Origin of the sequence: Sphingomonas sp. SKA58 (genome assembly GCF_000153545.1) — a bacterium.
In the GTDB taxonomy this organism is placed as follows: Bacteria; Pseudomonadota; Alphaproteobacteria; order Sphingomonadales; family Sphingomonadaceae; genus Sphingobium; species Sphingobium soli.
Map to the genome: position 1 here is coordinate 253,201 of NZ_CH959306.1, position 23,780 is coordinate 276,980.

Genomic DNA, 23,780 nt, shown 5'->3' on the forward strand with positions numbered 1-23,780 from the left:
ATTGGGGACCGGGACCCAGAAGCGCCGGGACCGTCGGAGAAGCCGCCGCGAGGGGCGGATCAAGGGCGGTGGCGGGGATGGCGGCGAACCCGCTCGGAGCCCGCTAGGCCAGTCGCCATAGGGCTGGCTGCGTGCCGTTCGCGGCATGATTGTTCTGGAGCGCGCCGATCATTCAAGGTTGGCGCGCTCCAATTGGTCCACGGGCCGGGATTATCTCGCATCTCAGATGCGCGATAATTCTTGCACGCGAAGCCGGATCGTGGGATTAACGCGCATCTGAGATGCGAGATAATCCTATGGCTCTTCATTTGGTCGGTGAGACGATCGACGCCAAACGTGCGCATCAACGCGCGCAGGTCGGTGAGTTAGTCCAGCTCGTACGCGGTGTTTACGTCGATGACCAAGGGGATATCGAGGCGACGATCCTCGGCCACGCGGTCCGTATTGCGCACTATCTCTATCCCAACGCCTATCTATCGTCGGCAAGCGCAGCACTGCTTGCACCCACGCCGGACGGACGCCTCTTCATCAGCGGCCGCCGTAACCAGCGCACGCGGCTGCGGACGCTCGAGATCATCCAGAACGAAGCACCGAAGCATCCATCGACGGCGATCGCGGTTATCGGCGACGACCTGGGCGAATTGCGCATCGATGCCTCATCGCCGCGCCAGCGTTTTCTCGAAGCGTTCCGCCTGCGCAGCGAACATGCGAGCGCCGTTACCGCCGACATGCGCGCGCAGATGGCAGCGCGTCTGGTGGAGGAGCATGGGACGCCCCAAGCCGCAGCCGACGCCGTCTGGGTGCTGGCGCGTGAGAATGAATGGTATCGCGAAGGCGAAGGCGCCGAACGCTTCCTGTTGGCACAGTCGGGCGTTGCCAAGGCCCCGGTCAACAAGGCGGCGCTCGATCTTCTCGTCGCCTGGCACGGTGAACCGCTCGGTCGGCTGACCCACGATGGATTCGAATGGCGCTGGAAACCGGGGCGTCGAGCGGGACCGGCTCTCGTGCGCGAAACCACGCCGGGCAAGCTGCCGGCCTTCATTGAATCGCTGCTGCCCGAGGGCTGGCTGGCGCAGGTTCTCCACGAACGCGATGAACGCGAGGCGCTCCGGCGCGGACGGCGATATATGTCGAACATTGTCATCGTCGAGGGTCGAGAGGAACTGGCAGCGCTGCCTGCCGACATTCTCACGACAACACTGGCTGGATACGTCGACGCCGGTCGCTTCACCGGCCGCTACGCCGGTCCGGCGCGGGGTGAGATTGAGGAGACCTTCGAGCAGAACCTGGCGCGCATCTTCGCGCGCGCGGAAACACCGCGCCTGTCAGGCGTCCAGATCAAGGCGCCAATGAGCCTGATGCCTGATGGCGCCCTCATTCCGGCCATTGATCAGCCGTTCACCCATATCCTCAAGCCCGCCGGCACGGCGGGCTTCGAGACGTTACCGGTCGTCGAGTGGCTTTGCCTGGAGCTCGGCCGCTCGGCCGGGTTCGACGTACCCGATGCCGCGCTGCTGGAAATGCCCGACGGCATGTCGCCTGCACTAGTCGTCGAGCGGTTCGATATTCGTCGCGGGCCAACGGATCAGCGACGTCTGGCGCTGGAGGACTTTTGCTCCATTTTGGACTTACCGGCTGCGGCGAAATATGATGGCACGATTGAGCGCATGGCTCGGGGTCTGCGCCCGCTTTCGACCGATCCGGTCGCCGACCTAGACATCCTGTTCCGCCGTGCGGTCTTCGCCTGGCTAATTGCCGACGGCGATATGCACTTGAAGAACCTCGCGATGCTCAAGACGGCTGCCCCAGGTGCTAAGGCCTTTACGAGTGTGCGTTTCGCGCCGCTCTATGACGCCGTCACCACGCGTGTCTTTCCGGGACTTGGCGGTGACCGGATGGCGTTGAAGTTAAACGGCAAGGATGATCGGCTGACGCGGCAGGATTTCCTGGCGCTGGCGCGGACGATTGGTCTGACGGTCGGTGACGCCGAGGTGGCTATGAGCGAACTTGCCGGGCGATTGTCCGGGCGCGCCAAAACGCTGTGCCTGCCCGCGTTCGCCGGTGAGGCTGAAGCTGCTAGGTTCGCGCATGATAAAGTAACCGCCATCACCGTTGAGCGATGCGCTGGCCTCAGCGGGGTGAACGCGTGAGGCGCCCACAAGGCGTGGAGCCATCGCTGGGGTGGTCGTATCTTTCGCGCGATGCCTTGGCGCGCGCGAAGGCGCAGATGGATGAAGAGTCGACAGGCGTCAGAGATGAAATCGGCTTTCTGACAATCCACCAGAGTTATGCAGACCGGTTTTTCCCCGGCACATCGGTGCTGCATACGAGAGCGCGTTACGCGCTTATTGTTCCTTGGCTATTCGAAGATTTGGCAGGTCTGACGGGACCGGCGGCAACACGCGCACTTCGCGATCGCGAGTGCGAACTCGCTGGGCGCCTAGCTGGTGCAGGCGTGATAGGCAGACGCGTTTTTCCCAAGCCATCAAGCCAGCCACCATCAACGGTCTACTGGAATGCTTTAGCTGTGTGGGGCGTGCTCAGACCTAGGTTGAACGGGAAGACCATCACGCGGAGCCAAGCGCACCGTTTGCTTCGTCCCATCGGCACAACGACTGACGACGATGGCCAGCCCTTGTTCGGCTTCGATCCGCCATTTGTCGGCTTACCATCGCGTCCGGATAACTGGCGTGAGGGCCATATCACGCCTGACCTTGAACGTAAGGAGGCGGAATTCCTCCAGGAAAAACTGTCTGCGTTGCGACGCCCGAATGATCATGAGTTGTCTTTGCTGGCGCGGCTGGTGCGAACTGGTGTTGCCGCCCCAAACAGAATGTGGTCGGCGGAAGTCAGGGCGATTGCGGGACCGGATCGTCCGGCGCTCATTCGGGCCGAGCAGGCGGCTAGTTTGGCAGGTATCGGTCGTGCGATATACGACGCGCTGTTGGAATCCATGTTCGAACGGGAGGACAAGCGCCCGATATCGTCGCGCCATCGCGAGCATCTCGTCAATATCGTGGACATGCACGGTGCGACCGCCAGGAAGCTCGATGTCGACGCGCTCGAAGCGGACATCGGCAGCCTGCCTTCCAAGCTGAGAGCAGTCCTGTCTGCGACGAAGACGTGGTTAGAGGATGGATCCCGAAATGCGGACGGGCTATTCGACCCATATGAGGCAGCGGAGGCGAGAAAAGGCACGCGCGCTCGGCTTGCACGGACGCCGAACGGGCGAACTCGTCGATTAGAGTGGTCGGGTGATGAGCACGGGCTCGCTACCCCGCTGCATTATCGTTGGGAGCAGGTTGGAACTCTGCTGAACGATCTGGCGGCAGCACAGTGAGCGCGGCGATCGATAGCTGGCCCGCGCTGTCCTTTCTTGAAGGATTACGACCAGGTCCGGAGGAAACGGTCGAGCTTGCATTTCTTGCCGCCTACTCCGCAGATTTGGGTTCAATCGGAGCGGCGCTGTTGGCGCTGGCTGGCAAAGACAACGATGCGGGGCGAGGTGGCCCGTCGGACTTTGCCGATGCGGTCGAGAAGCTTCGGGGCAAGGCCAGGATCGTGATTCAACGCGGTCGATTGGCGAAAATGCGACGAACGCCAAAGGTCGCCGCGGTGCTGGACCAATTCGTGCGCGAGGTCGATATCGACGAAGCGACCGGCAGTTGGCATCCGAAAGCCGCATTGATCAAGCTGCGTGCGGGGGACGGCACAGCAACCTGGCGGCTCTGGATTGGTAGCCGCAATCTCACCGAATGCGTTAACCGCGACATTGGTTTGCTGTTGGTTTCTGCGGCGAAAGGCGGTTCTAAAGTCGAGGGTGTTGAGGACGTTGCGCGCGCTCTGGCCGAAAAGGCCGCACTGAAGGGAGTGCGCGCGCTAGCCCTTGCTTCTGAAATGCGCTCGCTGTCGTGGCGGTCACCTTTAGGGGTGAAGGTTCAGCGCATCCGATGGACGACAGGGACCGGTGACTTCGCGGTTCCCGTTCCACCCCCCGGGACTGATACTGTGGTGATCGTCAGTCCGTTCATCGACAAGACGTTCCTCGGTCGCCAGAGGGCTCATGAAAGTGGCGGGGCTCGGCGCATCCTCTTGACCACCATGCGCGAGATTGAGCGCGTAGGGCCTGCGTTGTCAGGTTTTGATGATCTTTTAGCTTTGGATGCGCCCGACTACCCGGCCCCCGACCCATCGGCCGACACGAACGAGCATACTCCGGGCGAGGTGAGCCAGATCCCCAATGAAGAAGAGGAGATCGGACGCGGACTTCACGCAAAGCTGCTCTACACACGAACGGGCCAAAAGCGCCGGCTGTGGCTCGGCAGTGCGAATGCAACGATGCGCGCCTGGACCGGACGCAATGTCGAGATCATGGCCGAGTTGCTTATCAGCGAGGCGGTCGAAAAGGGGCTCTTTTCGCTTCTCGATGCGGCGCGGCTCATCCCGGCGCCGATCGATGAATATGAGCCCGACGTCTCTGCGTTGGAAGAGGAAGCCTTGGAGCGGGCTCGTTCGCAGGTCGCGGCACGATGGGCTGGCGAGCTAACGGTCGAAAGCAACGGCCTCCGGTTGATGCATCTCTTGGGCTCGGCATTTTCTGGGCCACATCCGGACGATGCTGACATCCTCCTTGAGGTGGGTGCGCTCAACGGACCGCTTTTGCCTTGGCCGCGTGATGAACGCAGCGTGAGCCTCGGAGATGTCCTGCGGGACGAGCGCAGCGAGTTTGTGCGTCTGCGTGTCAGTCGTGCGGACAAGGGGTTGTCGTGGCTTCAGAGAGCCCCCGCGCAGCCGCCTTTCGGCGAGGAGCGTGACCGAGCCGCGTTTGCACGCTTCCTTGGCGCGCGAGGTTTCCTCCTGTGGCTTGCAAGCCTGTTGTCCGATAGCTCCGCGGATGGAGACAGTGATTGGACTCAGGACGACCGCGCTGAGAATGCGCGATCCGATATCAACCTGGCCATCGATCCGGACCTGCCCACGCTCGAGGAAATGCTGTCCGCATGGGCTAGAAACCCGCAGAAATTCGCAGAGATCGATCGACGCGTATCGACATATCTCCCGGCAGTTTTGGAACAGGTCGAACGTGAAGACCCAAAGGCGGCTAAGCAGATAAGGGTTTTCAGCGATCTTTGGCGAACGGTGCAGGCCGGTTTGGGCCACACGAGCGGCCGGAGGCGCGGTCGTTGAGTCGGCCCAAACCTTTTCAAGAAGCTGCGGTAGACGCCGCGTTGAGAGCCTTTACGGGTGGAGGCGGCGGCCGCCGCCGGTTTCTCGTTGCCGACGAAGTGGGCCTCGGAAAAACCGTCGTGGCGAAGGAAATTGCGCGCCGAATGTCGGAAGATGGCAGGCGGCCATTGATCGTCTACTACATCGCCAACGGTCATTCTGTTTCTAATCAGAACAAGGATCGTGTGGTCGGTTTCCTTGGTGATGAGGACCGCGAAGCCGCTACGGGTACACCTGATCGGTTGTCTTTGATCGCCGTATCCAAGATTCCAACGAGTTCTGTCGTCATCTATGCGTTAACGCCGGGGACATCTTTCCCAGGTGCGCGCGCGCGCTTGACCGGTGGTCGAAAGGAAGAGCGAGCCTTCCTGAAAGTGCTTTTGGAGAGAACGTATCCGGCGTTTGCTCGCGAGCTGGATCCCGCCATTCTGCGCCTTGGCGCGCGGGGATCATGGGATTGGGTGCTTGAAGACAGCGAACGCAAGCTGGCGAAGTCCCCTCCAAACCTCGGGCGTCGGTTCCGCGAGGCGCTGGCGTTGGAATTCGGTGAGCCTGTACGTGCTCAGCTTGAGTTAGCAGCCGGGGGTAAAGCAACGGCCTTCGTCGGCCGCTTACGTCGCGCCTTGGCGTTGGCGACCTTACGACATCAGACACCCGACCTTGTGATTTTGGACGAGTTCCAGCGCTATCGGCAGATTCTCGACGAGAAGGATCAAGACCCCCTTCTGAAGGCGCTCCTCGGGTCGGATGGGGCAGCAACCGGGCCTGCTGTTTTGCTGCTGAGCGCCACGCCCTATCGTCTCTTGAGCACGCGCTGGGATGAAGCACGCGGAGCTCTGGCCCAGCGGGAGCTACTCGAGCTGGTCGAATTCCTTGCCGGGGCATCTGCTAGGGAGCGGGCTAAGCAACTCTTTGCGGATTTCGGAGACCGATTGCGTGATATCGTTGCGCATACTGACACCGGCCATCCCGATCTTGCCGCGGAGGTGAGGGAAGCGGCAAGCCTGCGGGACGAGCTTCGGGCACTGTTGACCCCGGTGATGTCTCGAACAGAACGCGACAGCGTAGGGAAGATCGACCCGCTCGCGGGAACGCGTTTTCTGGACGCTGAGCCGCTTCCGGAAGATTTTCAAACCTATCGGCATCTCGTCGAAAGTTTCGATGACAGAAACCGCCACGAGGCATTGCCGTATTGGTCCTCTGTCCCGCTACCAGCGCAGTCGCTTGGTCCGCGATACGCGGCCTGGAAGCGAGATCGCATTAAAGCCGACGGTAAGCTCGTCCGGATGACGATGACACGCCGCGATCAGCTCAGTCCTCCGCCGGCTTGGCCAGATGCGAAGCTGCGTGCCCTGACCAAGATCGCCTCGCCCAGACGTCTGGCCGTTCCATGGGTGGCGCCATCGCTTCCGTGGTGGCCGTTATCTGCCCATTGGTCGTCAACCGATGGCGATCCGAAACTCCTGATGTTTAGTCGCTTTCGCGCGACCCCACCGAGTGTTGCTGCGCTCCTCAGCTTTGGCGTTGAGGCTCAGTGCTTGCACAAGAAGCGGGGCGGGTACGAAAAGGCCTATCGTCGGCGAAGGTTCAAGTTGTCAGCGATACCGGGACCGGTGATGGCGGCATTTCATCCGTCACCATGGCTGATCCAAAATACCAACCCCCTCGCGGCGGCGGGAGGATCGTTGGCCACGATTAAGAAGATCGTTCGTCGGCAGATTCTGAATGCCCTGCCGAAAGGCATTGTTGAGAAGGACACATTGAAGGCGCGCCGTCGGCATCGGTCGATCGCGAAGGTTATCTCGTCGATCGAGCAGTTTGCCGGAACTGCCGACCAGTCCGCGGACGGCTGGAAGAGCGCTGTAGGCGACGACGTCGCGGCCAAGGCCGCGGTCAATCGTTGGCGTCAGGCAGGTGCGATAGAGTCCATATCCCCGGCCGAACTGTCGGATCTCGTGGACTACGCATTGGGGGCGCCGGGCGTCGCGCTGGGGCGCGCGCTGTCGCGCCATGACCCGAGCATCCTGGGGACCAAGCGTTTTCCGGAGTTGGTGCGTTTGAGCTGGCAGGGACTGCGCGCCTACCTGGACAATCCAGTCCTATTGTCTGCGCTGGATGGCAAGACTGCCGTCGATCAGGTCATGCGCGCTGTTGTCGATGGCGGCTTGGAAAGTGCGCTGGACGAGCATTTCTGGCTTCGCGCACAAAATCTCCAGGAGGGCGCGGCAGGGCTGGCGAAGGATCTTCAAGCGGCGCTGAATCTTCGTGCTGGTAGTTTCAATTTTCATAGCGTCGGCGGAAAGCATCATAAGATTCAGGTTCGATGCCACGCGGCTGTTCCATTTGGTGACGCGGAGGCTGAGCCCGCCGTCAAGATCAAGGAGGGTGGCGACTCGACACCATCCACAGCAGCCCGCCCGGATGAAATTCGGCGCAGCTTCAATACGCCGTTCTGGCCGCATGTCCTGGCGACGACGTCGGTAGGGCAGGAAGGGCTGGACTTCCATCCATGGTGCTCGCGGGTTTTGCACTGGGATTTGTCGTCAAATCCGCTCGATCTCGAGCAGCGCGAGGGGCGTGTTCAGCGTTTTGCTGGATTGGCAGTGCGCCGACGATTGGCGAAGAATCTAACGAGCGACATCTGGAGCGATCCGGACAAAGCGGATGGGTCGCCTTGGATTCGGCTCGCCAAGTTCGCGGACAGCCAAAGCGATGTCAGCGGAATGCAGCCCTGGTGGGTCTTGGAAGGGGCCGATATAACCCGCCACGTATTCGAGCGACCCTTTGGGCGCGACATCGCACGTTTCGCGCAGCTCAAGGAGCAGCGCATGATCTACCGCTTAGCTCTGGGGCAGCCCAACCAGGAGGATTTCCTCGAAATCTTGTCTCGCGGGGGTGCCGCCACTCGGGCGCTGCTGCACCCGTTGGTCCTTGATTTGTCCGCAATGGGCCTTCGGCAGTTGCCGGGGGCGGATGGGAAGTCATTGGCTATCGAAGAAAAGAGTTAAGCACCGCCGATGATGCGACGGTTCATCGCACGAGTTTCTAGTAGATAGGTCTTACCGTCGGCGAGAAGATGCAACCCTTGGCCGTCGCTCGCGGCAACATGGCATCCGTTCCCTTCTCTTTAGACGGCCATGGGCGCGGGTGTGGGCGTGACGGCGATGACCTGCCCTGTCGTGACGAAGACAATCAGGCCGCGGTCAGTCCCCGTCATGTCGAGATAGGCAAGCACCTGCGCGCGATAGAGATTGAGGGTTTCGGCTGTCGGCTCCACATCGCTTTTCCAGTCGATCACAACGGTTGGCCTACCCGCGTTGTCGAAGCTGGTGGCGTCAGCGATTCCCACAGTCGCCTGTTCCACGCCGTCAACGTCCACCGCTGCATAGACCGCCAGCTCGGGCACTAACGTAGGACGCAACTCCGCGATCTCGGGGAGCGCCAATGTGCGGACTACGCAACCGGCAAGCTCGTCTGGAGAAAGGCCCTGAGAAGGGTCTGCCATAACGGGCCTGCCGATCTCCCCGATGAGCGCTCGTGCGCGTTCGCTGAGGGCTCCGGCATCGTCCGGCGTCTCGCCGGTCAGGACCTCTTCCAGCAGCTTGTGCAGGATCAGGCCCCTTTCGCGACCGCCCTGAACATTGGGGCGCACCGCCTCGTCATCGGGCTGACCGGCCTCCGACGCTGCCCAGATTTCTACCGCTTCCGGGGTCAAAACCGGTCCATCGGCGCTTTCGTCGCGGCTTGGCGCAAGCCTGTTGATTTCCACTGAGAAGTGACCCGGGTTTTCCATCGAGAAGTGACCCGTCTGCGGATTATGTTTCGGGTGTCACGGGTGGGTCAACCCGTGGTTTTCTCTTTTGGGTTCTGGCCTGCTTGGCAGAGCTGTTTTTGAAGCGGAAGCTATCGTTGCCGGTCTCCAGGATGTGGCAGTGATGGGTAAGCCGATCGAGGAGCGCCGTGGTCATTTTGGCGTCGCCGAACACGGTGGCCCATTCGCTGAAGCTCAGGTTTGTGGTGATGATGACGCTGGTGCGCTCGTAGAGTTTGCTCAGCAGGTGGAAGAGCAGCGCGCCACCTGAAGCACTGAACGGCAGATATCCAAGCTCATCCAGGATAACGAGATCGGAGTGCAGGAGGCGATTGGCGATCTGACCGGCCTTGCCCTGTGCTTTTTCCTGCTCGAGCGCATTGACCAGTTCGACCGTCGAGAAGAAGCGGACGCGCTTTCGATGATGTTCGATGGCCTGGATGCCCAGCGCCGTTGCCACATGGCTCTTGCCGGTGCCAGGACCGCCGACCAGCACGATATTGTCGGCGATGTCGATGAAGTCGCAGCGATGCAACTGACGCACCAGAGCTTCATTGACCTCGCTACTGGTAAAGTCGAAGCCGGCCAGATCGCGATAGACAGGGAAGCGCGCGATCTTGAGCTGATAGGCCACAGACCGAACCTCCCGTTCTGCTGTCTCGGCTTTGAGTAACTGGGAGAGGATCGGGATGGCGGCTTCGAACGCTGGAGATCCCTGTTCCATGAGATCGGTGACGGCCTGCGCCATGCCATGCATCTTGAGGCTGCGGAGCATGACGACGATGGCGCCGCTGGCAGGTCATGACGCATGACGCTTCTCCTTGCGCAGATCATCATAGCGTTCGACATTGGCCATCGGTTCGCTGACCAGCTTGAGCGCCTGGGGCGCCGTCACCGGCGGCGTGGAGATCGGTTTTCCGTCGACCAGCCTATAGAGCAGATTGAGGATATGGGTCTTGGTCGGAACGCCAGCCTCCAGCGCCATGGTGACCGCCGTCAGCACCAGTTGCTCATCATGATGAAGAACCAGCGCCAGTATTTCGACCATTTCCCTGTCGCCGCCGGGATTGCGCAACAGATGTCGCTGCAGACGCTGGAACGCATCGGGTAGCTCAAGGAAGGGCGCACCGTTGCGCAGGGCGCCGGGCTTGCGCTGCACGACCGCCAGATAATGGCGCCAGTCATAAACCGTATGACCTGGACCGTCGTGAGAGCGGTTGATGATGCGCTGATGTGCGCAGATTGGCTGCCCCTCGGCGACGACCTGGAAGCGATCAGGATAGACGCGCAGGCTGACAGTGCGATTGGCGAAAGAGGCCGGTACGCTGTAGCGATTGCGCTCAAAGTGGATGAGGCACGTCGGCGATACCCGTTTGCGATATTCCACAAAACCATCGAAGGGCCTGCCCGCAACCATCAGACACTCAGATTCATCGGCCCAGGCATTGGCAACCGATCCGGGTTCGATCCCGTGAGGGATGTCCTCCCATAACGCCTTGCAGCGCTCCTCCAGCCACAGGTTCAGCGCATCAAGGCTTTCGACGTGCGGCGTGGGTTGCCACAGACGGTGCCGCGCATCCTGGACATTCTTCTCGACCTGCCCCTTTTCCCATCCCGCAGCCGGGTTACAGAACTCAGCTTCGAACAGATAGTGGCTGACCATCGTCAGGAAGCGTGCGTTGACGGTGCGTTCCTTGCCACGCCCGACCTTGTCGACGGCCGTGCGCATATTGTCATAGATACCCCGGCGCGGCACGCCGCCCAGCACGCGGAAGGCGTGATTATGGGCGTCGAACAGCATCTCATGGGTTTGCAGCAGGTAGGCGCGCACGATGAATGCCCGGCTGTAACTGAGCTTGAAATGCGCGACCTGCAGCTTGGTCCGAACCCCGGCGATGATTGCCCAGTCCTCACTCCAATCAAACTGGAAAGCTTCCCCCGGCGCGAACGACAGGGGCACGAATGTCCCACGCCCGCCAATCTGTTGCTGGCGCCGATAATCTTCGCGCCAGTCCCGAGCAAAAGCGGCAACCCGGTTGTAGGATCCTTCATAACCCAGGCTCACCAAATCGGCGTGAAACTGCTTGATCGTGCGCTTCTGCTTGCGCGATCGGCCCATATCGCGCCGCAGCCAGGCCGCCAGATGCTCAGCAAATGGGTCCAGTTTGCTTGGTCGATCAGGCACCTTGAACCGCGGATCGATCGTCTCGGACCGCAAATATTTGCGGATCGTGTTGCGTGATAGTCCGGTGCGCCGCGTTATCTCCCGGATCGGTAGATGATCGCGAAAATGCCAGCGCCGGATAACGCTCAATAACGCCATGTCCAACACTCCATATACCCTCGCTTGTCAAAGCCAGGGACGAGTTCAACATGGGTCAATTCTCAGTGGAAATTTACGCCCTACCCGGGTCACTTCTCAGTGGAAATCAACAGTGCAAGGCGGGTGAGGGGAGGCCAATCGTGCCATTGCGGATGACACGCGCCTCATGCTCGTTCGTCACCTCGACATAGTGGACCTGGGCGCGGCCGGGCTTGGCGCCACGCTTATAGGCGGCGAGCAACGTCTCCTGCAGCACGTCCTCGAACACATCGCGGCGCGCGTGCACGAAGTCGATCGCGACCGGGGGGGCCTCCTTGGCGATCAGCGTGCGCAACGCGGAATAGTAGTGCCCAAAGAGGAAGCTGGTGGGGGTGAGATAGGCGATCGTACCGCCCTTCTTGGTCCAGCGCACGGCGATGTCGGTGAACACCCCGTAGAGATTAGCATGGCCGTAGAGGCTCCGCGCAAAGCGCAGGCGCTGCTCGGGCATGAGAGTGACACGCCCATAAACGCCGTTCCGAGCAAATGCCGAACAAGTAGCCGACCAGCAGCATCCTGAGCATCAACTCCGGAGCGATCGAAGGTCGCCCGCTCGCGCTATAGCTCGCCGCCAGCGCCTCACGCACAAAGCCGAAGTCGAGCAAATCGTTGATACGCCGGAGCAGGTGGTCAGCCGGCACATGATCGTCGAGCCGGAAACCGTAAAACAGCGCGCCTTGCGCCACCTGCCGTCCCATCATTCCCGTGGTCCCTTACCGTCCGCCAGGAGTGAATCACGCCTCCATCGCCGTCGCAAGCACACGTTTTTCAACAGTCTCAACGGGTTTTGACACCAACCAACGTAGATTATACCTTCAACTAGCGGCGGCTTGCGTCATTTGTCGGACGGGTCAAGAATGCCAGTCATGCGGACTGACCGCGCGTCTTATCAAGGACTTCGCCCATGACCGATCATAACGACGAACAGCATCACGATCATTCCGGGCATAAGCCGGGCGACCTCGATTAGCATGGTCACCGCGACACGGCGGGCGGCGAGGTTCCCGGCGAGCATCATGCCCATCCCGGCCATACGCCCAGCGACCTCGATGAGCACGGGCATCGCGACACAAGCGTGACCGAGCAGCCAGGCCAACATCATGACCATCCCGGACATCAGCTGCGCGACCTCGATCAGCATGGTCACCGCGACACGAGCGCTCCCCCAAAGCCGTAGCTCGCCGTCATGCGCCAGAACAGTTGCGCCAAGCGATGCATGATCGCTACGGGTAGTTATACTTGGAGGGCCGGAGCTGAAACCTCGGCCTTTGTTTTAAGATTGCGAGGTTAACGGACGCGGAGGACGGCAGGTTGCCCTGGCAAGCCGCGTCTTCGTTCATTCAGCATCGCTCATTGTCGGATGTCGGTCTTCGTCGCGTGAGCAGAATGCAATGTTGCGGGCGAACGGAGTTCAAAATGGCTGATTACGACTACGACGTTCTTGTCATCGGCGCCGGCCCCGGGGGCTATGTGGCGGCCATTCGCGCGGCCCAGCTCGGGCTGAAGACAGCTTGCGCAGAGGCGCGCGAGACCTTGGGCGGAACGTGTCTCAACGTTGGCTGCATCCCGTCGAAAGCACTGCTCCACGCGTCCGAGCTGTACGAGGAAGCCAAGTCGGGCACTCTTGCGAAGTTTGGGGTGGAAATCGAAAGCGCTTGCCTGAACCTGACGCAGATGCATTCCGAGAAGAGCAAGGCCGTTGGCGAGCTGACAGGCGGCATCGCCTTCCTGTTCAAGAAAAACAAGGTCGAGTGGCTTAAGGGCCTCGCTACTTTCACCGGCAAGGACAGCGTCGAAGTCGCGGGTAAAATAGTTCGCGCGAAGAATGTCTTGATCGCTACCGGTTCGTCGGTGACACCGCTTCCGGGTGTCGAGGTGGACGGCGAAGTGGTTGTGGACTCCACGGGGGCGCTGGCGTTCTCCAAGGTCCCCGAACATCTCGTCGTCATCGGTGCCGGCGTGATCGGGGTTGAACTCGGCTCAGTTTGGAAGCGGCTTGGCGCCGAGGTGACCGTGATCGAATATCTCGACGAAATCCTCCCTGGCCTCGACGGCGAAGTGCGCAAGGAAGCGCGCAACATCTTCGCCAAACAGGGGTTCGCGTTCAAGCTCGGCACCAAGGTCACGGCAGTCGCACGCAACGGCTCGATCGCAACCATTACGGTTGAGCCCTCTGCGGGTGGCGAAGCTGAAACCATCGAGGCTGACGCGGTGCTGGTCGCGATCGGGCGGCGACCGAACACCGAAGGCCTGGGACTCGACAAGACCGGGCTTGGCTTGAACAAGAAGGGGCAGATCGAAGTGGACCACCGCTTTGCAACCGCTGTTCCCGGCGTCTGGGCGATCGGCGACGTCGTGCCTGGCCTTATGCTCGCGCACAAAGCGATGGACGAGGGAATTGCGGTCGCTGAAAATATCGCGGGGCAAATCGGCATCGTAAATCATGCGGTGATCCCGTCCGTCGTCTACACTCATCCCGAGATCGCTGGCGTCGGCCTGACCGAGGAGGAGGCGAAAACCCGCGGGGAAATCAAGGTCGGCAAATTCCCCTTCGCGGCCAACAGCCGCGCCAAGACGAAACGTAACACCGACGGCTTCGTCAAGGTCATTGCCGACGCCGAGACCGACCGCGTACTCGGGGTTCATATCATCTCCACGCTTGCCGGGACGATGATCGCTCAGGCCGCCCAGGCGATGGAATTTGGCGCGACCAGCGAGGATATCGCCTACACCTGCCATGCTCATCCGACGCATTCGGAGGCGGTCAAGGAAGCGGCGATGGCGGTGACGGGCAAACCAATTCATATGTGAGGCAGAATACCTTTGGCTGCCCCGACCCGCTTACCGCACGGTGTCTGACTGCCATAAACGGTGGCTTAGAACTCAAGACACATGAAGGTCTACCATGGTCGAACGCGCGAAACTTCGTTTTCACGACATCCTGCTGCGCCCCGACCCGTCCCGCACGGTGGTAAGGCCGTTCGAGCCCGGCTACCCACGTGGCTTTGATGGCGGCAAGACGCGCACGCAGGAGACGGTCGATTTCATTCTCGCGCTCGACGAGGCGGAGCTGATCAGGCAGTTGGAGGGCGTCACGGCCTCGCTCGACCAAAACCACCGCGGAGTTGATGCGACCCTTCGGCGACGCTTTGACGAAATGGCCGATCGCTTCGACGGTGCCGATCGATGCAACGACGCGCAACGCAGGTTGATTGGAGCGTACTTCAGCCAGGAATATGCCTATGAGGCGGCGGCACTGTTCAACCCGAGTGCGGTGCTCCATCCGCACCAGGTCGACGTTGCGGATGGCGAGGTCCGCTTCGTTCTGTCGCTGCGCGGGATCGGCGAAGGCCACCTGTCTTCCATAACGTTCCGTACGGGTCGGTGGACACCCGGCGGCACGCTGAGCATCGACGATCCGGGGTCCGTGTCGGTGCCCCCCGTCATTGATCAGACCGATACGGGCAATGCTTCTGTGCGACTCTATTCGGGCGAAAGCCGGACCATCTCGGAAACGGTGCTGTTCCCGGTAATGCCGAGCCAACGCCAAGGCGTCGAGGATCTGCGCCTCGTTCGTTTCGATGAGGGCGACGGCGTCTTCGCCTACCATGGCACCTATACTGCATTTAGTGGTGCGGCTGCGCGCTCGGAGTTGCTGACCACCACCGATTTCAGCGCCTTCGAGATGCGTGCGCTGACTGGCGACGCTGCCGGCGGCAAGGGAATGGCGCTTTTCCCACGCCTGATCGATGGTCGCTTCGCGATGCTCGGCCGCCAAGACAACAAGAACATTTGGCTGCTGACGTCGGACGACATCCTCGCTTGGAATGGTGGCTCAAAGCTAGTCGAGCCGCGCTATCCCTGGGAGTTCGTCCAAATGGGCAATTGCGGGTCGCCGATCGAGCTGGACGAGGGCTGGCTGGTCCTCACTCACGGCGTCGGAACTGTTCGCAATTACTGTATTGGGGCGTGCCTGCTAGACAAGAACGATCCGTCGAAGCTGTTGGCACGCACGCCGCGTCCGGTCTTGGCACCCAGTCCAAAGGAACGTGACGGATATGTCCCCAACGTGGTTTATAGCTGCGGTGCGCTCTCAGTGGGACGCGACCTACTCCTTCCATACGCCGTCGCCGACAGCTTCACCGGGTTTGCCACCGTGTCGATTGATGACCTTCTTGCTGTAATGGAATGACCAGCTCAATTACCGTAGGTATAGTACCTCTATAAGTTGCGGTAGTCTTGCAGATATAATGTATTGTCTAATGTCACGTTCTGCTCAATGCTAATATTTCAGTCTCCGAAGAATTGATATCTTCACCATGGATATCCGGGTGATGCTTGTCGTACAGCATCATGCGCAACTGTAAGAAGCCTCCTGGCCTTAACTCCTAGCCTCCGTGGCGGGCATAAACGCGCTGGCCAGCTGGGGCGAATGCGATGACGTCGAAGGGCTGCGCCTTCGCACCCGGCATCTCCATTCCCGGCGAACCGAGCGGCATTCCTGCCACGGCCAGGCCGCGGACGCCCTTTGGATGTTGCGCGAGCACGCGTTTCATGTCGGCGATCGGCACATGTCCCTCGAATGCCATGCCATCGATGATGGCGGTGTGGCAGGATGCGAACTGCGCCGGCACACCTATACGGCGCTGAAATGCCGCCCGGTTCGCATCGTCCGAGATCTGTACCTTGCGCCCGAACTGATGGTGGACCTGGACCGCCCATTTCTCACAGCAGCCGCAACCCGGGTCGCGGTGCATGGCAATATCAGCGGCGGCCGATGCAACGCCAGGAAGGACCGTCACCAGGAGGACAGCCAGACCAACCATTCGGTGTTTCATGTCAGTTCCTCCCATCGGGTCTCTCTCTGCTTGATGCGATAGGCCGATGCCGCGGCCATCGCGGTACCCCGCCTCGATCGTGCCTGTTGCGCTACCGTTCCACTGTTTTCAGCACAGGTCCGGAACACGGCAGAGGCAAAGGTAACATCGAACGGATTTGCTATGATTCCGGCGTGCAACCGCTACTGTAAGGCGAATACGAGAAACAGGAAGGGTCAGGATGCGCCTCCCAGCTAGGTCAACATTGGCTTTTGCAATGTTCGCGCTCACCGCATGCACCGGCCCCCTTGCCCGACCCCGCGCGTCAGCCGCGCCTGTCTACGATCACGTCCCTTGCAACACTCCCGGCGCGCGGCGCGAGGAACCCGTCCCGTCAAATGGCGTGGAATCGGGATCGTCTCCGGCGAAGGCTGATTCGACCAAATCTCGTACCATCACTTGCGTGATTGAACGTGGGCTTCGCTAAAATCGCATCATACATGCGGTTCGACCGCTTGCATGGCGGTGATTTTCGGCTTCCCACGTCCGGAGCTTTGCGATGGCGGCGTTTGCCCATCCTGATTGCATTGGCAACGCTGATGGCCCTGGTGCTGCCTTCGCTGGGCGAAGCAGCGTGCGTCAGAGCCGCCGCGAGTTGGTCAGCCGACAATGGGCTTAAAACGGCAGTAGTTTCAAGAACGGATCTTACACTAAAGGCACTACAATCTGACAATGATCAAACAGACCTTCCTCGCCATGCCGTCACTTGTCAGCATTCACACTGCAGGGATGTGCAAACAGGTTTTGTAGGATCGAGCGTACATTCCACACTATTTATTCTGAACCGACCTGTCTTTGTATCTACTAAAGAAAATTCGATTGTCAGTTCACCGCCATTTGACTTGGAACGACCCCCTCGACTCGCTTAAATTCGGTAATCATGCACTGACAGGTTCTCCGATGAGGTGAGCGTGTCACTCGCATCCGCACACGTCTTTGAAGATTCCAAGGCCTCTGCATGGAGCGAAGCGGGGCGGCCAAATCTTCAATCGCCCATTCGTAGGTCGAGGGATCCTAATGATAGACGATGATATAGTGTATTTTCAGCACCGAGCTGAGACTGAAATTGAGCTGGTGCAACTTGCAACCAGTTCCAAGATAGTTGCGGCACACTACAAAATGGCTGACGCATATTTTGAAGAAATTGACGCACTGAGGGCGGTCGACGCAGCTAAAGTTATGCGTTCTCCAGCCGCCGGTGAAGACGAAGGCAATCGCGAGGCGGAACCGGAACCACAATCAATATCTGAACAGCCACTGCCCTACGCGGATCCGTCCAGAGCAGTACCAGCTGCCTCCCAGCCACAGAAGCAAGCCGCCGCAATATGGTCCCCTGAAACCGGATTCATTCCTCCTCTCAGCGACGCCGCGTCGTTCATGACAGGAATGAAACTATTATGACGAACATCCGAAAGTTTTCCATCGGCTCACTTGCTAGCGCGATCTTGCTAGGCGGTTGCGCCACCTATGCGCCGCGGCCCTTTTCCTATTCTTACTTCTCCGTGCCCTGTGACACGCCCGGCGCGATCCGTGCGGTGCCGATCTCCCGTCCGAATGGAATGCCCGGGGCAACATCCGCTGCTCCGCCGGCACCCGCCACGCCGCAAACGGCCGTCCCCTCTGCCCCGGGCAGTGCGGTTCAGGCAGACAGAAGCGAGTGTCTGATCGCCGTCGCCGACCGCGGGCGTGGTTCGCGCGGCGCCGGCTACTATGGGGGCGGCTATCTCTACCGCTATGGAAGCCTTTACGGCTACTACGGCTCCCCCTTCTATGGATCGCTCGGAATCGGGATTGGCATCGGTGGCGGCCACTATCGGGGCGGTTATCTTGGTGGCGGACATTTTGGAGGTGGGCATTTTGGAGGTAGCCACGGCAGCGGACATGGTGGTGGCCGTCATTGATCCCGCCATGCAATCCCCAAGTCTTTCGAGAGGCAAGTTCCGTTGCCTTTGCTAGCTGGTAGCTTGTCGGAAACCCTTTGGCATATGGTCAGCCTTGCGGCCGCCTATGCTCTGGCTCTTCCGATCGGTTGGGATCGGGAGAAGGAAGAGCGCAGCGCGGGCGTGCGCACTTTTCCGCTCGTCGCAATCGCCAGCTGCGGTTTCGTGCTGATCGCGATTGCGGTACTCGGTCGGGCGTCGCTCGGCCAGGCACGTATCCTGGAGGGCCTGATCACCGGTGTCGGCTTCATCGGCGGCGGAGCGATCCTGAAGCAAGGGAGTCGAACATCAGGGACGGCCACGGCGGCGAGCCTGTGGGCGACAGGGGCCGTTGGTGCCGCGGTCGGATATTCGCTGTACGATATCGCCGTCATCATCAGCGCTGTAACCTTCCTGACTCTCCGACTTTCACGTCCACTCAAGCAAACCGCGGGCGAACAGGGCGACAACGTGGATAGCGCACCGGCACTACCAGGCGGGGCCAACGCCCGACCGGAACCGGATTCAGGATAGTCGATTGCTGCGCGGATCGGATTAAGGTCGGGCGATACGCGACGACAAATGGTTTCGACCCACATAAGATAAGGAGAAGCAGTTTGGGCCAGTGGATCCAGCAGCTCGTGGATCAGCTCGGCTATCTTGGCGTCGCGGTGCTGATGTTCGCCGAAACCGTGTTCCCGCCGCTGCCCTCGGAAGTCATCATGCCGCTTGCCGGCCTGCGCGCCTCGCGCGGCGCATTGTCGCTGCCGGGCGTGATCGCCGCCGGAGCGGCGGGCGCGATGGCGGGCAATCTGTGCTGGTACGCCGTCGCGCGGATGCTCGGCATCGACCGGCTGCATGGCCTGGTCGATCGGCACGGCCGATGGCTGACGCTCGAATGGCAGGAGGTCGAGCGCGCGAAGACCTGGTTCCGCGGCCACGGTGGCCCGTTCGTCTGCATCGGGCGGATCGTCCCTACGGTGCGATCGGTCGTATCGATCCCGGCCGGGCTCGTGCGGATGCCCCTGGGACCGTTCCTCCTGTGGTCGACGATCGGCACGACCGCCTGGACCGCGACTCTGGCCGCCGCGGGCTATCTGCTGGGGCAGCGCTATGGGGCGGTCGAGCGCTATGTGGGTCCGGTCTCGACGGCGATCATCATCGCGCTCGTGCTCTGGTACGCTTGGCGGGTAGCGACGTGGGGGCGTCGTCATGGGCGTTGAGGTGCCAAAGCCCATGAGCGACGCCACCATGCGGCGCGCGTTCTGGCGGACCGCCACGGCAAGCCGTGCGGCCGTCATCGTCGACGCCGATGACTATTTCAGGGCGGCCCGCTCGGCGATGCTCAAGGCCAAGCGGCGCATCGTGCTGATCGGCTGGGACTTCGACGCCCGGATCCAGTTTGCCGGGGAGGGTCAGGACGAGGGTCCGCCAACGGTCGGGGCGTTCATCAGCTGGCTGGTCAAGCGCAGTCCCCTGCTCGATATCCACATACTCCGCTGGGATACCGGTGCGCTCAAGACATTGTTTCATGGCCGCACCCTGTTCACGATCCTGCGCTGGATGCGCGACCGGCAGATCCACCTCAAACTCGACGGGCATCATCCGGTCGCAGGATCGCATCACCAGAAGATCGTGGTAATCGACGACTGCATGGCCTTTTGCGGCGGCATCGACATGACCCGCGAACGGTGGGACACGCGAGACCACCGGGACGAGGAACCGCGCCGCATCCGACCGGACGGCACGCCGCACGGGCCGTGGCATGACGCGGCGATGGCGCTGGAGGGCCCGGTGGCACGCGCCCTCGGCGACGCCTGTCGGGAGCGGTGGCATGCCGCCGGCGGGTATTCGATCGAGCCCGTGACCGATGGCGCGGATTGCTGGCCTGACGGGCTCGAGGCGGACTTCAGGGACGTGCCCGTCGGGATCTCGCGCACGCTGCCAAAGCTCGCCGACCAGGAACCGGTTCACGAGATCGAGGCGCTGTATGTCGCGCTCATCGCGCGGGCGCGGCGGCTGATCTATGCCGAAAGCCAGTATTTCGCGTCCCGGCGGGTCGCCGAGGCGATCGCCAGACGGCTCGACGAGGCCGATGGTCCGGAAATCGTCGTCGTCAATCCGACGACCGCGAACGGCTGGCTCGAACCGATCGCGATGGATACGGCCCGTGCCCGGCTGGTTGCCGAACTCAGGACGCGCGACGTGCACGACCGCTTCCGGATTTATCACCCGTTCACCGCCGCGGGCGCACCGATCTATGTCCATGCCAAGGTCATGATCGTCGACGACGTCGTGCTGCGGGTGGGATCCTCCAACTTCAACAACCGGTCGCTGCGCCTCGACAGCGAATGCGACGTGACGATCGACACGAGCGGGGCATCCGACGCCGATGGGCATAGAACGATAGCCGACATCCGCGCCGGTCTGCTCGCCGAGCACCTCGGCGCCCACAAGGACGCGGTCATCGCGAAGTTCGCCGAAACCGGCTCGTTGCTCGCAACGATCGCGGCGTTGCAGGCACCGGGTCGCTCGCTACGCGAGTACGAGCTGCCCGAACTGTCTTCGATGGAAAAATGGCTGGCCGACAGCAAGCTGCTCGACCCCGAGGGGCCCGACGAGATGTTCGAGCCGTTTTCGCGACGCCGCGGTCTGCTCTTTCACTTGCGGCACCGACACCGCCGTCAGCCGTGACGCGTATCGCCCGGATCAGGAGGACCGGGGGGCCAGTCCCGAACAAACATCCTTAACGGTTTCTAATCGTTCTTGCGCGAAGATGCGCTTTCCATCGTTGGGGCAAGAGGTCGACAGGCATGAATGTGAACGGCGTGGCCGACGTCATGGCGATGCGCAACGCGGTGCTTCAACGCAATGCCGCGCTGAGGGATGTCGGCTCGGCTTCGTCGCCAAATGCACTGCGAGGACCGGATGGCACTGCCCCATCGACGAGCTTTGCCGCGACGATGCAGACCGCGCTTCAAAAGGTTAATGCGCTCCAGGAACAGGAGGATGTCGCGACCGAAACCTACGAACGCGGTGAGACGACCGATATCGCGACCGTGGCGCTGATACAGCAACGCGCCTCGGTTTCGTTCGAAGCCACCTTGCAGGTCCGGAACAAGGTTCTTTCGGCCTACAAGGACGTCATGAGCATGGCCGTCTGATCACAGCCTGCGTCCATCGAGTTGCCCGATGGCCCCGGGATGGCTCACCTGCGGTCAAGACTCCGAACCGCCGGTGGTGATGAACGACGATCGTCATGCCGGACGGCGTGATCGCTGCTGTCATTTTGGGCGTATGGCGTGCGAGGTTCATGCATGGGATAAGGCGTAGGCTGCGGCATCTGGTACGCGGGACGGGGTGCGGAAGAGGCAGGGTAACCGCCGTAGCTTCCGCCCTCATAGGCATGCCCACCATCCCAGTTGACCCCGCCATGCGTACCGCTCCAGTTGACGCCGGCGCCATGGGACAAGACCTGCGCGCCGGCCGGCGCTGCCGCCAAGCCGAAAAGGATAAGGATCATGATCCCAAGTGTCAGCCCGCATCTTCTGGTCACGCTATTTCTCCCTCCATGCACCGACAACCATGAAGCGGCTGCCTGTTCAGAACGCCGGCCAATTGCGGATCAATGCCGGAACAGACCGCCAAGAAAGCCGCCGGGACGATAGCCGCCGTGCCCACCACGGTCATGCCCGCCGCCATGACGTCCACCGCCGTGAGATCCTTCGTTGTACCCGCCCCAAGGAGCGGGCTGAGCATATCCAGGCGCCGTCGGTTGTGGCGGGTAATCGGGTGCCGGTTTCGACGTCGCCTCGTACGAAGCGTTCTTCTCGATGATCTTGTCGAGTTCGCCGCGGTCCAGCCAGATGCCCCGGCATTGCGGGCAATAGTCGATCTCGACCCCCTGTCTGTCGGCGAGCACGAGGTCGACCCGGCACACGGGGCAGAGCATGCCCTGCATCCGGGTGGTGCCGGGTATTGTTGCGGCATCCGTCATGGTGCATTCCTCTCTTTGGTCGGCACCGCTGGGGCGGTCTGCCCAGGAAGCGCTGCTTTCATCTTAATAGCCATAACCCCCGTAGCGCTGATTGCGCTCCTGGCGCTCATGCCGGCGTTCACGACGTTCCTCGCGGCGATCGTGGCGATTGTTGTAGCTGTAACCACCCTGGTAGTAGCCGCCACCATTGCCGCGCCATGATTGCCGGTAACCATCGTCGCGATCACGATAACGATCACCATATCCGCCGTGTCCTCGGACCTGATTGGCGTAGGACGGACCGCTATTATATCCGCTGTAACCACCATGGGACTGGGCCACCGCAGCCGGAGCAGCAAACGCCAGCGCGGCTGCGGCAAAAATCAAGGATCCTCTCATGACTACCTCCATCAAGCGTGACCGAATGTCACGTCTAGTAGATAGGACCGCGATATTGAATGCAGGCGGAATGCGATCGACAGCTCATGTTCACTAACAAGAGATGATATTATATTTATTGCGTATTCAAATAAGCATCAGCGTATCGAATTAGTTCAACGACCTTCTTAATCTCCCGAGGCGGTTGTACCCTCGCGTTGGCGCAGATCGTTGTGAAGCGTCGTCGCTGCGATCGCCGCATGGCCCATCGCGACGCTGATCTGGTCGAGCGACATGACGATGTCGCCTGCTGCATAGATTCCTGCGGTGCTGGACCGCTGCTTGGAATCGACCACGATGCAGCGATCGTCGCTCAGCTTAAGGCCGAACGCTTTCGCGAGCGCGCTGTTGCTGTCTGAACCAAGTGCGGGATAGATGGTGTTGAATCGGCACAGGCTGCCGTCGCGTAACCGAACCACTGCCGCGTCCGTGAACTCGAGCGCGTCGATTGGACTCTCCTGTACTTTGATGCCGGCGCTCGACAGGCTGGCGCGATCGGTCTGGGAAAGCTCGACCGACTGGTGGGTCAGGAGCGTCACGTTGTCCGAGAAGGTCCGCAAAAACAGCGCTTCCGCAACACCGTGACGGTCGGCACCGATCACGCCGATAGCCTGTCCAGTTGCCTCGTAGCCGTCACATACAGGGCAGTAGCGCAGCAACCCCCGGTCGAGGGCGTCGCGGTGCGTCGCCCCATCCATCGGAGGGCGTCGATTCTCCACGCCTGTCGCCAGCACGACGGCGCGAGCGGTAAAAGCCATGCCCGCGCCGCGCGCCTCGAAGGCGTCGACCTCGCCTTGGAGTTCCTCGATAAGGCCCGTGACGATCGTTGCGCCGTAACGCTCGGCCTGCTCGCGCATCCGGCCTAGCAGTTCTTCACCGTTAATCCCGTGCGGAAACCCGGCATGGTTGTGAGAGAGCGGAATCCACTTTGCGCGGCTGTGACCAGCATCGACCACGATCACGCGGCGATGATAGCGGGAGAGGTAAATGGCTGCGGTCAGGCCGGCAGGTCCGCCGCCTACGATCAGAACGTCGCACTGCTCGGACATCATGCCTCTTTCACCGGATCGTGATGGACGCGCCGACCGGCCGGGCGGAGCGCTATTACATTGAATCGCCGGGGCTTGGCGGCAGCCATCCCTATTTTGGGCAAACCGCGCGGCATTAAAGT

20 protein-coding genes and 1 pseudogene are annotated in these 23,780 nt (G+C 61.2%); 11 read left to right on the forward strand and 10 right to left on the reverse strand.

The window, feature by feature from the left end; all coding sequences use genetic code 11:
• Positions 1-296: 296 nt before the first annotated feature.
• The 4 genes from SKA58_RS01545 to SKA58_RS01560 are packed head-to-tail and all read left to right on the forward strand — an operon-like array spanning position 297 to position 8,234.
• Positions 297-2,150: a type II toxin-antitoxin system HipA family toxin gene (locus SKA58_RS01545; RefSeq protein ID WP_009820576.1), complete on the forward strand. Its 1,854-nt coding sequence runs from the start codon at positions 297-299 to the stop codon at positions 2,148-2,150.
• Entirely contained in the window at positions 2,120-3,340 is a 1,221-nt protein-coding gene (locus SKA58_RS01550; protein ID WP_050762988.1) for a DUF6361 family protein, read from the forward strand. The genes SKA58_RS01545 and SKA58_RS01550 overlap by 31 nt, the downstream gene beginning before the upstream one ends.
• Positions 3,337-5,187 carry a phospholipase D family protein gene (locus tag SKA58_RS01555; RefSeq protein ID WP_009820579.1) on the forward strand — a complete coding sequence of 617 codons (1,851 nt, stop codon included), beginning with the start codon at positions 3,337-3,339 and terminating at the stop codon, positions 5,185-5,187. The genes SKA58_RS01550 and SKA58_RS01555 overlap by 4 nt, the downstream gene beginning before the upstream one ends.
• Positions 5,184-8,234 (forward strand): helicase-related protein, encoded by a 3,051-nt coding sequence (locus tag SKA58_RS01560; RefSeq protein ID WP_037542434.1) that lies wholly within the window; start codon positions 5,184-5,186, stop codon positions 8,232-8,234. The genes SKA58_RS01555 and SKA58_RS01560 overlap by 4 nt, the downstream gene beginning before the upstream one ends.
• 119 nt (positions 8,235-8,353) lie before the next feature.
• On the opposite strand, the gene SKA58_RS01565 is transcribed toward SKA58_RS01560, so the two are convergent.
• The 6 genes and pseudogenes from SKA58_RS01565 to SKA58_RS01585 form a co-directional block, all read right to left on the reverse strand.
• Positions 8,354-9,019: a PD-(D/E)XK nuclease family protein gene (locus SKA58_RS01565; protein WP_198005918.1), complete on the reverse strand. Its 666-nt coding sequence runs from the start codon at positions 9,017-9,019 to the stop codon at positions 8,354-8,356.
• A 22-nt stretch (positions 9,020-9,041) separates the two neighbouring features.
• Positions 9,042-9,812, reverse strand: coding sequence for an IS21-like element helper ATPase IstB (gene istB / locus SKA58_RS01570; protein ID WP_009820582.1), 771 nt, complete (start codon positions 9,810-9,812; stop codon positions 9,042-9,044).
• A 24-nt stretch (positions 9,813-9,836) separates the two neighbouring features.
• The gene (gene istA / locus SKA58_RS01575) at positions 9,837-11,360 is read right to left on the reverse strand and encodes an IS21 family transposase (RefSeq protein ID WP_009820583.1); all 1,524 of its coding nucleotides are present in this window, start codon (positions 11,358-11,360) and stop codon (positions 9,837-9,839) included.
• 106 nt (positions 11,361-11,466) lie between these two features.
• The gene (locus SKA58_RS01580) at positions 11,467-11,790 is read right to left on the reverse strand and encodes a hypothetical protein (protein WP_232209347.1); all 324 of its coding nucleotides are present in this window, start codon (positions 11,788-11,790) and stop codon (positions 11,467-11,469) included.
• A gap of 76 nt (positions 11,791-11,866) precedes the next feature.
• A pseudogene (locus tag SKA58_RS19285) lies at positions 11,867-12,100 on the reverse strand (transposase); the annotation flags it as partial.
• A gap of 188 nt (positions 12,101-12,288) precedes the next feature.
• Positions 12,289-12,546: a hypothetical protein gene (locus tag SKA58_RS01585; protein WP_156784124.1), complete on the reverse strand. Its 258-nt coding sequence runs from the start codon at positions 12,544-12,546 to the stop codon at positions 12,289-12,291.
• Between the two features lie 269 nt (positions 12,547-12,815).
• On the opposite strand from SKA58_RS01585, the gene lpdA reads away from it, so the two are divergent.
• Together lpdA and SKA58_RS01595 are read left to right on the forward strand one after the other, a co-directional pair.
• Positions 12,816-14,210: a dihydrolipoyl dehydrogenase gene (gene lpdA, locus SKA58_RS01590; RefSeq protein WP_009820586.1), complete on the forward strand. Its 1,395-nt coding sequence runs from the start codon at positions 12,816-12,818 to the stop codon at positions 14,208-14,210.
• Positions 14,211-14,304: 94 nt separating this feature from the next.
• On the forward strand, positions 14,305-15,591 hold the full coding sequence (locus tag SKA58_RS01595) for a glycoside hydrolase family 130 protein (protein ID WP_009820587.1): 1,287 nt from the start codon (positions 14,305-14,307) through the stop codon (positions 15,589-15,591).
• A gap of 196 nt (positions 15,592-15,787) precedes the next feature.
• On the opposite strand, the gene SKA58_RS01600 is transcribed toward SKA58_RS01595, so the two are convergent.
• Positions 15,788-16,237, reverse strand: a complete 450-nt coding sequence (locus SKA58_RS01600) for a DUF411 domain-containing protein (RefSeq protein ID WP_009820588.1) — start codon at positions 16,235-16,237, stop codon at positions 15,788-15,790.
• A gap of 1,056 nt (positions 16,238-17,293) precedes the next feature.
• On the opposite strand from SKA58_RS01600, the gene SKA58_RS01605 reads away from it, so the two are divergent.
• From SKA58_RS01605 to fliE, 5 genes are all read left to right on the forward strand, one after another.
• The gene (locus SKA58_RS01605; protein ID WP_037542004.1) at positions 17,294-17,677 is read left to right on the forward strand and encodes a hypothetical protein; all 384 of its coding nucleotides are present in this window, start codon (positions 17,294-17,296) and stop codon (positions 17,675-17,677) included.
• A 584-nt stretch (positions 17,678-18,261) separates the two neighbouring features.
• Positions 18,262-18,729 (forward strand): MgtC/SapB family protein, encoded by a 468-nt coding sequence (locus SKA58_RS01615; protein ID WP_009820590.1) that lies wholly within the window; start codon positions 18,262-18,264, stop codon positions 18,727-18,729.
• A gap of 83 nt (positions 18,730-18,812) precedes the next feature.
• Positions 18,813-19,418: a DedA family protein gene (locus tag SKA58_RS01620; RefSeq protein WP_009820591.1), complete on the forward strand. Its 606-nt coding sequence runs from the start codon at positions 18,813-18,815 to the stop codon at positions 19,416-19,418.
• Positions 19,419-19,431: 13 nt separating this feature from the next.
• Entirely contained in the window at positions 19,432-20,889 is a 1,458-nt protein-coding gene (locus SKA58_RS01625; RefSeq protein ID WP_037542435.1) for a phospholipase D-like domain-containing protein, read from the forward strand.
• 119 nt (positions 20,890-21,008) lie between these two features.
• The gene (gene fliE, locus SKA58_RS01630) at positions 21,009-21,359 is read left to right on the forward strand and encodes a flagellar hook-basal body complex protein FliE (RefSeq protein ID WP_009820593.1); all 351 of its coding nucleotides are present in this window, start codon (positions 21,009-21,011) and stop codon (positions 21,357-21,359) included.
• 461 nt (positions 21,360-21,820) lie between these two features.
• Here fliE and SKA58_RS19290 read toward each other — a convergent pair whose 3' ends face one another.
• From SKA58_RS19290 to SKA58_RS01645, 3 genes are all read right to left on the reverse strand, one after another.
• The gene (locus SKA58_RS19290; protein ID WP_009820594.1) at positions 21,821-22,147 is read right to left on the reverse strand and encodes a TFIIB-type zinc ribbon-containing protein; all 327 of its coding nucleotides are present in this window, start codon (positions 22,145-22,147) and stop codon (positions 21,821-21,823) included.
• Positions 22,148-22,255: 108 nt separating this feature from the next.
• Entirely contained in the window at positions 22,256-22,570 is a 315-nt protein-coding gene (locus SKA58_RS01640) for a hypothetical protein (protein WP_156784125.1), read from the reverse strand.
• Positions 22,571-22,737: 167 nt separating this feature from the next.
• Positions 22,738-23,661 carry an NAD(P)/FAD-dependent oxidoreductase gene (locus SKA58_RS01645; protein WP_009820596.1) on the reverse strand — a complete coding sequence of 308 codons (924 nt, stop codon included), beginning with the start codon at positions 23,659-23,661 and terminating at the stop codon, positions 22,738-22,740.
• Positions 23,662-23,780 lie beyond the last annotated feature (119 nt).